The organism is Longimicrobium sp., assembly GCF_036280135.1.
Classification (GTDB): Bacteria; Gemmatimonadota; Gemmatimonadetes; order Longimicrobiales; family Longimicrobiaceae; genus Longimicrobium.
This window is the reverse complement of the sequence record NZ_DASURI010000761.1, coordinates 1-8,483: the sequence shown is the minus strand read 5'-3', so window position 1 is coordinate 8,483 and position 8,483 is coordinate 1. Positions and strand designations below refer to the sequence as shown.

Below are 8,483 nucleotides of genomic sequence, written 5' to 3'. Positions count from 1 at the left end.
GGGGGCCCCCCCTCCGCGGGCCGGCAGAAATTCCGCCTCCGCGCACAATCCTTCTTCCCTCCCGCGCCCGCCCCGCCCCCGCATCCGCCCCCAAACGCAAGGAGGCGCCCCGTTCCCGGAGCGCCTCCTCGCACCTGCATCCACCGATCATCCAGCCGAAGCCGGAGGATCCGCCGAATCAGCCCACGAGCTCGGTGCCGCTGAAGAAGAACGCGATCTCGATGGCCGCGTTCTCGTCGCTGTCGGAGCCGTGCACCGCGTTCTTGCCCTTGCTCTCCGCGTACAGCTTGCGGATGGTGCCCTCGGCGGCCTCGGCCGGGTCCGTGGCGCCGATGGTCTCGCGCCACTTGGTCACCGCGTTGTCCGACTCCAGCGCCAGCACGACGGACGGGCCGCTGGACATGAACTCCACCAGCTCGCCGTAGAACGGACGGGCGGCGTGCACCTCGTAGAACTTCTCGGCCTGCTGGCGGCTGATCTGCGTGAGCTTCATGCCCAGCACGCGAAAGCCCGCGTCCTGCAGGTGGGCGATGATCTTGCCGGCATTCCCCGCCTGCACGGCGTCGGGCTTGATCATGGCGAACGTACGCGACATATCGATCTATTCCTCGTCTGTAAAAGGTTCAACGGGCGACGCGGCGAACCCGAACACCTTGCGCAGGATGTCGCCGCGGGTCAAAAAGCCGGTGAGCTGCCCCTCGTGCACCACGGGGAGCCGCTCGATGTCCTTGCTCACCAGCATGCTGGTCACCTCGGCCAGCGCCTGGTCCTCGCTCACGCAGATCACGGAGCGCGACATCACGTCGCGCACCCGCACTTCGGCCCACGAGGCCGCGCGGGCATCGGCGGGGCGCTGCACCTCGGGAAGAAAGTGGCGCAGCAGGTCGCGGTCCGTCACCATCCCCACCACCTGCCGGTCGTTCCCCACCACGGGGACGGCCCGCAGCCGGTGGTCCGCGACCAGGTCCAGCACGTCCTGCACGGGCGCGTCGGGCGTGGTGCGGTAGACGCGCTGCGTCATCACGTCGCGCACCCGCAGCCGCGGCTCGATGGTGATCTCGCGGATCTGCGGGATCTCCAGCACGGCCGCCGGCGACCGCGCCGCCACCAGCCGGTCCACCACCTCGTCCTGCCGCAGCACCCGCGCCAGGGCCGCCACCGTCTGCAGGTACAGGTCCGCCGCGGAAAGCGGCGCCAGCACCAGCACCACGATCTGCGCCACGGCGTCCAGGTGGTCCGGCGATTCCGGCAGCGGCGCCGGGGCGATGCCCATGGCCACCTGAAGGCGATCGACCGCGTCCGTCCGCAGGTGCGGAAGCAGCACGCGGTCGCCCACGTGGATCAGGTCCCGCACCCGGCTCTCGCTGAACATGCGCTGCATGCGGTCGGGGTGCGGCACGTCGCCCGCGTCCACCAGCATCTGCGCCAGCTGCATCACGGCGTCGTAGACCGACGACGCGGGGAGCGGGGCAACGACGTGCTCCGGACGGAGGATCTCCGTCAGGCGTACCTCGCGCCCCGCTCCTTTGCCACCGCTCTCGCTCAAAGCCGTTCCTGGATCAGGCCCACGACGTCCAGGGGGCGCTGCGCCACGCCGATGCCGTTGTCGCGGAAGGCCTGGATCTTTTCCTCGGCCGTGCCGGCGCTGCCGCTGATGATGGCGCCCGCGTGGCCCATGCGGCGGCCCGGAGGCGCCGTCTGGCCCGCGATGAAGCCCACCACCGGCTTGGTGACGTTGGCCTTGATGTAGGCGGCGGCGTCCTGCTCGTCCGTGCCGCCGATCTCGCCCAGCATGACGATGGCCTTGGTCTCGGGATCCGCCTCGAACGCCGCCAGGCAGTCGATGAACGACGTGCCGTTCACGGGGTCGCCGCCGATGCCCACGCAGGTCGTGGTGCCGATGCCCGCGTTCTTGAGCTTGTAGACCACCTCGTAGGTCAGCGTGCCGCTCTTGGACACGAGGCCCACGGGCCCGGGCTGCGTGATGTGGCCGGGGATGATGCCCACCTTGCTCTTGCCGGCCGACAGCAGGCCGGGGCAGTTGGGGCCGAGGAGACGCGCGCCCTTTTCCTTGACGTACGGATAGACGCGCGTCATGTCCAGCACGGGCACGCCCTCGGTGATGCAGACGATGAAGCCGATGCCGGCGTCCGCGGCCTCGAACATGGCGTCGGCGGCGCCCGCGGGGGGCACGTAGATCACGGAGGTGTTGGCGCCGGTGGCGTCCATGGCCTCCTGCACCGTGTTGAAGATGGGCACGCTGCCCTCGAACGTCTGCCCGCCCTTGCCGGGGGTGACGCCCGCGACGATCTGCGTGCCGTACTCCATCATCTGCCTGGCGTGGAACGAGCCGTCGCGGCCCGTGATGCCCTGCACGATGACGCGGGTGCTCTGGTCGATGAAGATGCTCACTGGGCCTCCCCCTTGGCCAAGGCGACGGCCCGCTTCACGGCCTCGTCCATGTCGGTCATGGCGCTGAACCCGGCGTCGGCCAGGATCTTCACCGCGATTTCCTCGTTGGTGCCCGTCAGGCGGATGACGATGGGCACCTTGATGTCGATCATCTTCGTGGCCGTCACGATGCCGTTGGCCACGTCGTCCGTGCGGGTGATGCCGCCGAAGATGTTGAACAGGATGGCCTTCACGTTCTCGTCGCTCGTGATGATCTTGAGCGCGTTGACCACCTTTTCGGGGTTGGACGAGCCGCCGATGTCCAGGAAGTTGGCCGGCTCGCCGCCGTAGTACTTGACCAGGTCCATGGTGGCCATGGCCAGGCCGGCGCCGTTCACCACGCAGCCCACGTCGCCATCGAGCTTGATGAACGTGAGGTTGGCCTCGCGGGCCTGCACCTCGGCGGGGTCCTCGGACGACTCGTCGCGCAGCCCCTCGATGGCGGGGCGGCGGAAGAGCTCGTTGTCGTCGATGTTGAACTTGGCGTCGATGGCCTTGACGTCGCCGTTGGGCGTCGTGATCAGGGGGTTGATCTCGGCCAGCGAGGCGCCGGATTCCATGAACGCCTTGTACAGCTGCTGGAGGATCTTCGCCGCCGCGCGCTGCTGCTTGACGTCGGTGTACAGCTTGGTGGCCAGTTGGTAGGCCTGGTGCGGCAGAAAGCCGTAGCGGTTGTCGACGGCGAGCTTGGTGATCTTCTCGGGCTCCGTCGCGGCCACTTCCTCGATGTCGATGCCGCCGGCGGCGCTCACCATCCACACGGGCGCCTTGCTGGCGCGGTCCATGATGATGCCCACGTACGCCTCGGAGGCGATGTCCTCGGCGGGGGCGATCAGCACCTTCTCGACCGTGAGCCCCTTGATCTGCATGCCCAGGATGGCCTCGGCCTTCTGGCGGGCCTCCTCGGGGGTGTTGGCGAGCTTGACGCCGCCGGCCTTGCCGCGGCCGCCGGCGTGCACCTGCGCCTTGACGACGACGGCCCCGCCCAGGCGCCGCGCGATCTCTTCGGCCTGCTCCGGCGTGGTGGCCACGTCGCCCATGGGGACCGGGATCCCCTGCGCGGCGAGCAGCTCCTTCGCCTGGTATTCGTGGATGTTCACGGACGATTCCGGTTCGAGTTGAACTACAAGTGCGTGAGTGCGGAAGGGCGTGAGTGCGTCAGTGGCTTCGCGCGGAGGCGAGGACCCTGCTCCCTCGCCGACCCACTTCCGCACTGACGCACTTGCGCACTAACGCACTATTTCCGTCCCCGCGCGTCCCGCCACCGCTTCCCTGCCCTGGTCCAGCCGCGCGATGATGGCCCGCGTGCCACCGCGCCGCACGAAGTCGGCCGCGGCTTCCACCTTGGGGGCCATGCTCCCGCTGCCCAGCTCGCTCCCGGCCAGGAGCGCGTCGGCCTCGGCCACCGTCAGGCGCTCCAGCGCGCGCTGCGTGGGCTGGCCGTAGTCCAGGTACACGCGGTCCACGTCGGTGAGGATCACCAGCACGTCCGCGCCGATGTCGCGCCCCAGGATGGCCGCCGCGCGGTCCTTGTCCACCACGGCGTCGATCCCCTCCAGCCCCCAGCGCTCGTGCACGTACACGGGGCATCCGCCGCCGCCCGCCGCGATCACCAGGTGCCCCTGGCCCACGAGGGAGCGGATCATCTCCCGCTCCACGATGGCCGTGGGGCGCGGGCTGGGGACCACGCGCCGCCAGCCGCCCTTCGTCTGCGCCACCTCGCCGCCCAGCTCGGCCGCGAGGGATCGCGCCGTCTGCTCGTCCATCGTGCGGCCGATGGGCTTGGTGGGGCGCTGCAGCTCGGGATCCTGGGGATCCACGATCACCTGCGTCACCATGGTCACCACCTGCCGCTCCACGCCGCCGCGGCGAAGGGCGTTCTGCAGCGACTGCTGGATCATGTAGCCGATCCACCCCTCGGTGCTGGCCACCAGCACGCCCAGCGGAAGCGGCGGAACGAGGTGCCGGGACTGCTCGTTGCGGATGAGCTCGTTGCCCACCTGCGGCCCGTTGCCGTGGACGATGGCGATGTGCCATCCTTCGCGGGCCAGCTCCACCACGGCGCCCAGCGACTCGCGCGTGTGCTTGAACTGCTGGGTGATGGTGCCTTCCTCACCCGGCTGCGCCAGGGCGTTGCCGCCCAGCGCGATCACGATGGTCTTGCTCGCCACAAACCCTCTGTTGCGGGGCGACATTCTACGCGGGCCGCACAGGGGCGGCAAGCGCGTGCAGCATCAACGACTTCGGGGCGGCGGGATGATGGGGCGGGCACTGGCCGGAAGAGCAGGCTTTCCCGCGCGGGCCGGCGCCCCCATCCCCTGCCCTTCCCCCATGAACGACATGGGGGAAGGGAGATCACGGACCCTGCACGTCGGCAGCCTGTCTGCCGGCCCGCCGAGGGCCCCCTCCCCCCGCCCCCTGCCCCCGCTTCGCGGGGGAGGGGGAGAACCCAGTCCCAGCACGGGCTAGGCTCCGTGCGCGATCTCCCCCCTCGCCAACCCCTCCCCCGAAGTTGGGGGAGGGGTCGCCACCGAGCCGCGAGGAACGAGCGGCGCAGGCGGCGGGGGAGAGGGCCCCCCGTCGCGCAGCGACGGGTGCCTGCCCTTACCGAATTACCTCGCCGACGTGCAGGGGCTGGGGTGTACACCCTCTCCCGCGCAGTTTGCGGGAGAGGGTGCGAGCCCAAGCGAGCGGGTGAGGGCTCAGTGCCCCACGCTCGGCGCGCCGATGCCCTCGCCCTGAAGCCAGCCCTCCATCAGCCCGCGGATCTCGGCCAGGCGCTCGGGCGTCTTGGCCTCGTAGCGGGCCACCAGCACGGGCTCGGTGTTGCTGGCGCGGATGAGCCCCCAGCCGTCGCCGAACAGCACGCGCGCGCCGTCCACGTCGACCACCTCGTGGTCCTTGCGGAAGTGCTCCGTGGCGCGGCCCACGATCTCGAACTTGGTCTCTTCCGTGGCCGGGTAGCGCAGCTCGGCCGTGGAGACGAACTGCGGGAACTCCGCCAGCCACGCGCTGAGCGGGCGTCCGCTGCGCGCCACGATGTCGATCAGCAGCAGCGCGCCGTACAGCGCGTCGTCGTAGCCGTAGTAGTTGTCGCCGAACATGATGTGGCCGCTCAGCTCGCCGGAGAGCAGGGCGTGCTCCTGCTTCATCCGCTCCTTGATGAGCGAGTGCCCCGTGGCGTTCATGATGGGCACGCCGCCGTGGGCCTCCAGCACGTCCGTGAGCTGCTGCGAGCACTTGACGTCCATCACCACCTTTTGCCCCGGCCCGTGCTTCTGGATCAGGTCCAGGCCGTACAGCAGCAGCAGCGTGTCGCCGCGGACGATGCCGCCCTGGTCGTCGATGGCGCCGATGCGGTCCGCGTCGCCGTCAAAGGCCACGCCCAGATCCGCCCCGTGCTCCTTCACGGCCGCGATGATGTCGACGAGGTTCTTGTCCACCACCGGGTCCGGGTGGTGGTTGGGGAACGTGCCGTCGCTCTCGCAAAAGAGGGGGATGACGGTGACGTTGGGCCCCAGCGCCTCGACGAGGCGCACGGCGATGATGCTGCCCGTGCCGTTGCCGCAGTCCACGACCACCTTGATGGGCCGCTGGATGGTGAACTTGGACGCCAGCACCTCCACGTACTCGTCCAGCACCTCGCGGTTCTCCACGCTGCCCTGGCCGGACTCGAAGTCCTGCTCCTGGATCATCCGGCGGATCTCCTGGATGGAGTCACCAAAGATGGAGCGGCCGCCCAGCGTCATCTTGAAGCCGTTGTACTGGGGCGGGTTGTGCGAGCCGGTCACCTGCAGGCCGCCGTCCAGCTTCCAGTGCGAGAACGCGAAGCTGTGCACGGGCGTGGGGACCAGGCCCACGTCCACGACCTTTACGCCGGCCGCCACGAGGCCGCGGCGGACGCCGGCCGCGAGCTCTTCGCTGGTGAGGCGGTTGTCGCGGCCCAGGGCCAACACGGGCTGGTCCTTGCCCAGGCGGCGGCGCGCCAGCGAGCCAAAGGCCCGGCCGATGCCCTCGGCCACCTCGGCGTTCACGTCGGTGCCCACCACGCCGCGGATGTCGTACTGCCGGAAGATGTGCGGATTCAGCATCGGTCGCGCTGCCATTCCAGGAAAAAAGACGGGGCGCCCCCCGCCGATGGAGGGCGCCCGGTGTGCTGCTACAATTAGCGGTCCAGCAGGACGGCCACCACCTCGATCTCCACCTGCGCGTCGCGCGGAAGCCGCGCCACCTGCACGGTGCTGCGCGCCGGCTTGTGATCGCCGAAGTGGCGCGCGTAGACCTCGTTCATGGCCGCGAAGTCGTTCATGTCCTGCAGGAACACGGTCGTCTTGACGACGGACGACAGGTCGGCGCCGGCCTGCTGCAGGATGGCCTGCAGGTTCTTCATCACCTGCTCCGTCTGCGCGGCGATGTCGCCGTCCACGAGCTGCATGCTCTGCGGATCGAACGGCACCTGGCCGGCCGTGAAGACGAAGCCGTTGGCCACCACGGCCTGGCTGTACGGGCCGATGGCGGCCGGGGCGTTGCTGGTTTGCACGGTCTGCATCGTGGGAACCCGGGGCGTGAGTGCGAAAGTGCGAAAGTCGGGACTACGGTTCGTGCTTCGGGGCGGCGTGCCGCTCGGCCGCGGAGAGGCCCCCACCCGCTCGATAGCTCGCGACCTCACCCGCTTCGCGGGGGAGGTGAAAAACTACGCTTGGTGGAGGCAGGGCTCGCGCCGGAGCGGCCCGCCCCTGCGCTTGCGCGCAGGGATCGCCTCCGTGCACGGGCCGGGGTGTACACCCTCTCCCGCGCAGTTTGCGGGAGAGGGTGCGAGCCTAGGCGAGCGGGTGAGGGCTCTCCGCCAGCAGGGCGCGCACCTCGTCCGGGCTCACCGTGGCCACGCCGGGCTTCCCCACCTCGATGCCCGCGGCCAGGTTCGCCAGCACGGCGGCCTCCTGGATGCTCGCGCCCGCCGCGAGACTGACGGCCAGGAACGCCGTCACCGTGTCGCCCGCGCCGCTCACGTCGTAGACCTCGCGCGCCTGCGTGGGCACGCGCAGCGTCTGCCCGTCCTCGGAGCGCAGGGCCATGCCGTGCTCGCCCAGCGTGAGCAGCAGGTGCCGGGCGCCCACGCGGCCGCGCGCCTCCTCCAGCCACGCGTCGTCGTCCGCGCGCAGGGGCTGGCCCAGCGCCGTCCCCAATTCCACCGCGTTGGGCTTGAACACCGTGGCCCCGCCAAACGCGAAGAAGTTGCGGAACTTGGGATCCACCACGCTGGGAATGCCCGCCGCCTGCGCCTGCTCCAGCGCCGCGCGGATGACGGACGGCACCAGCACGCCCTTGTTGTAGTCCTCCAGCACCAGCGCGTCGGCCGCGGCGACGGCCTCGCGCACGGCGCGCACCAGCTCCGCCTCGCAGTCGCCCGCCACGTCGTCGTCGCGCTCGCGGTCAAAGCGCACCACCTGCTGGTGCCGGGCGACGACGCGCGTCTTGGTCGTCGTGGGGCGGTCCGTGAACTCCACCAGCCGCGGATGCACCGTGCCGCCGTCCAGCCGCGTGAGGGCGCCGCGGATCTGCAGGCCGGCGGCATCCGCGCCCACGCAGCCCACCAGCTCGCAGTCCGCGCCCAGGGCCACGACGTTGGCGGCCACGTTGGCCGCGCCCCCCAGCGCCACGCGCTCCTCGGCCACGTGCACCACGGGCACGGGCGCCTCGGGCGAGATGCGCGAGACGGAGCCCACCAGGTAGACGTCCAGCATCAGGTCGCCCACCACGGCCACGCGCAGCCCCCGGCACCGCTCCAGGATCTCGTCCAGCCGCGCGCGTGTCAGACGCTCCATCCGCTTCAGCCCTCGTGCGTGCCCGCCCCGGCCGTGTGCCGGGAAAATGAGGCCGGCAAGATAGACGGGGGCGGGGGTGGTGTCAAAGCCGGGGGTGAGGGAATAGGGAACAGGGAACAGGGAATCGCGGGCCGAACTGCTGAACCGCAGGGAACGGGTTTACAGGGGAGAGCCGGCAACGGCGGGGTCTCGCCGATGGGCATCGGC

Annotated in this window: 8 protein-coding genes; all 8 read right to left on the bottom strand. The window is 70.4% G+C overall.

Features of this window, described 5'->3' with window-relative positions:
* Window positions 1-178 precede the first annotated feature (178 nt).
* Entirely contained in the window at window positions 179-595 is a 417-nt protein-coding gene (ndk, locus tag VFZ20_RS24585) for a nucleoside-diphosphate kinase (RefSeq protein ID WP_329686605.1), read from the bottom strand.
* A gap of 6 nt (window positions 596-601) precedes the next feature.
* Window positions 602-1,546 carry a CBS domain-containing protein gene (locus VFZ20_RS24580; RefSeq protein WP_329686604.1) on the bottom strand — a complete coding sequence of 315 codons (945 nt, stop codon included), beginning with the start codon at window positions 1,544-1,546 and terminating at the stop codon, window positions 602-604.
* Window positions 1,543-2,412: a succinate--CoA ligase subunit alpha gene (gene sucD, locus VFZ20_RS24575; RefSeq protein WP_329686603.1), complete on the bottom strand. Its 870-nt coding sequence runs from the start codon at window positions 2,410-2,412 to the stop codon at window positions 1,543-1,545. Before sucD ends, VFZ20_RS24580 begins: the two co-directional genes overlap by 4 nt.
* On the bottom strand, window positions 2,409-3,551 hold the full coding sequence (gene sucC, locus VFZ20_RS24570; protein ID WP_329686602.1) for an ADP-forming succinate--CoA ligase subunit beta: 1,143 nt from the start codon (window positions 3,549-3,551) through the stop codon (window positions 2,409-2,411). The genes sucD and sucC overlap by 4 nt, the downstream gene beginning before the upstream one ends.
* A 129-nt stretch (window positions 3,552-3,680) precedes the next feature.
* Entirely contained in the window at window positions 3,681-4,622 is a 942-nt protein-coding gene (locus VFZ20_RS24565) for a carbamate kinase (RefSeq protein ID WP_329686601.1), read from the bottom strand.
* A 531-nt stretch (window positions 4,623-5,153) separates the two neighbouring features.
* The gene (locus tag VFZ20_RS24560; protein WP_329686600.1) at window positions 5,154-6,542 is read right to left on the bottom strand and encodes a phosphomannomutase/phosphoglucomutase; all 1,389 of its coding nucleotides are present in this window, start codon (window positions 6,540-6,542) and stop codon (window positions 5,154-5,156) included.
* Between the two features lie 74 nt (window positions 6,543-6,616).
* A complete protein-coding gene (locus VFZ20_RS24555) occupies window positions 6,617-7,000 on the bottom strand; it encodes a RidA family protein (protein ID WP_329686599.1) in 384 nt (127 codons plus the stop codon).
* Between the two features lie 271 nt (window positions 7,001-7,271).
* Window positions 7,272-8,276, bottom strand: coding sequence for a bifunctional heptose 7-phosphate kinase/heptose 1-phosphate adenyltransferase (locus VFZ20_RS24550; RefSeq protein WP_329686598.1), 1,005 nt, complete (start codon window positions 8,274-8,276; stop codon window positions 7,272-7,274).
* Window positions 8,277-8,483: the final 207 nt, after the last annotated feature.